Raw genomic sequence first — 1458 nt, 5'->3', positions numbered from 1 at the left:
CCCTTGAGGCATTCCCACGCAGAGCGTGGGAACGATCAACGCCACTAATCTCTGTGGGAGCGGGCTTGCCCGCGATGGCCGCGACTCGGTCTATCTGAAACACCCCGGCGAGCGTGTTAACATCGCCGCTTTTGCACGAATGACCCGTTGAGAGCTGAACACTGATGGCCACCAGATCCGTTGCTTCCGACTCTCCACTCTACGGTATTGTAAACATAGTCTGAATCGAGCAGATCAACGTGGAATCGGCCCTTTCAGGCCTTGTGGGCTTTTGCGAGAAGCTATTGCTTCGGAAAACTGTAAAAACTACCGGTTTTTTGACCCTTTACGTTTACAGTTTCCAAAAAAGCTCAAAAATGGGAGTGAAATGAAGCAATTGCTGCTTATTCACAAAATTCAAGTTGCTGATCGAAGGTTTTGAGATATCTGKCGAAGACGTTTGAAGGATTGATCTTTGCTTCGCTGCTTCATAAAAACGGTGCTAATCCACGGTGAATTAGCGTGTGACCACAATCTTCAATCCTACCAAATGCTATCTCGCCCTCAGTTTTTTGCAGTATCTGTAAACGGTAGCTGGGCTAAGTCCAAGCTTTTTAGCTATGTCCTTCTGATCAAAACCTGCCCTGAGAAGTCGTGCGGTCTTCGTTTCAGTAAGTTTTTTACGTGAATCATTGGTCAGGCTAGAGGAAGCTCGGACTTGCTTTACTTCCGCCTGAAATGCTTCGAGTAGCTCATTCTCACTGAGGAGGGCGCCGTCGGCGAGAACTCCCTCTATTGTCTCCTAGACTGACTGCCCCTTCCGAACTGCCTCGCACATAGCCATCATCATCAGAGGCTCTACGCTCAGAAAAGAAGCAATAGCCTCAAATTTATCTATTGTGATGCTCGATTTACCATTCTCAAGGCATCTGGCGTAGTGGCGCGCCAGAGCTTCAGAAAAATTCATCCTGGCTAATGCCCTTTGCTTTACGCAGAGCTCGGAGCGTGACAGCGATGCGCGCGTCCTCGACATCTTGCATCCCCAAAAGAAAGGGATAAAGCCGCGATGCCAAAGCGCATCACCTCGCGAAGCGGGCTGCTACCGCGAAAGGCTGCGGCTTGTCGAGGATGCCTCGCACCACCCTTCTTTTTCGGTAATCGGTCGTCGCCTCAGCAAATAGCTGGCTGATCAGGTTTCTGTAGAATGTGACCGCCACGGCCTTTTTAAAAAAACGGTACGTGTCAAGGTACCTGTCGCCTTGTCTTACAGTTGCTAGCCCGTTGCGCTCTTAATTTCAGGGCGCTCTGGGTTTAAATACACAGCATCTGCCAACTTCCAGTTGCGTGTTCGAGTGCTCCAGCGGCTCGGATTAGCTTCCTTGGCATTTTCATAAAGCATTGCTCTAGCTTGTAATAGAGCCGTTGCTTTGCATTCGTGCCGCTGGTTTGGCGTCACGTATTTCAGGGCGCTGTGGCGGT

1 protein-coding gene and 1 pseudogene are annotated in these 1458 nt (G+C 50.1%); both read right to left on the bottom strand.

Going from position 1 to position 1458, the window contains the following annotated elements; translation table 11 throughout:
- Window positions 1-532 precede the first annotated feature (532 nt).
- Window positions 533-679 (bottom strand): helix-turn-helix transcriptional regulator, encoded by a 147-nt coding sequence (locus AC1DSG_RS31080; RefSeq protein WP_477794281.1) that lies wholly within the window; start codon window positions 677-679, stop codon window positions 533-535.
- Window positions 680-1252: 573 nt separating this feature from the next.
- Window positions 1253-1458 (bottom strand): annotated as a pseudogene (locus tag AC1DSG_RS31075) (IS3 family transposase); the annotation flags it as partial.

The organism is Pseudomonas sp. P5_A12 (assembly GCF_056400685.1).
Note: the sequence above shows the minus strand (reverse complement) of the source record. Positions and strands in the feature narration are given on the sequence as shown.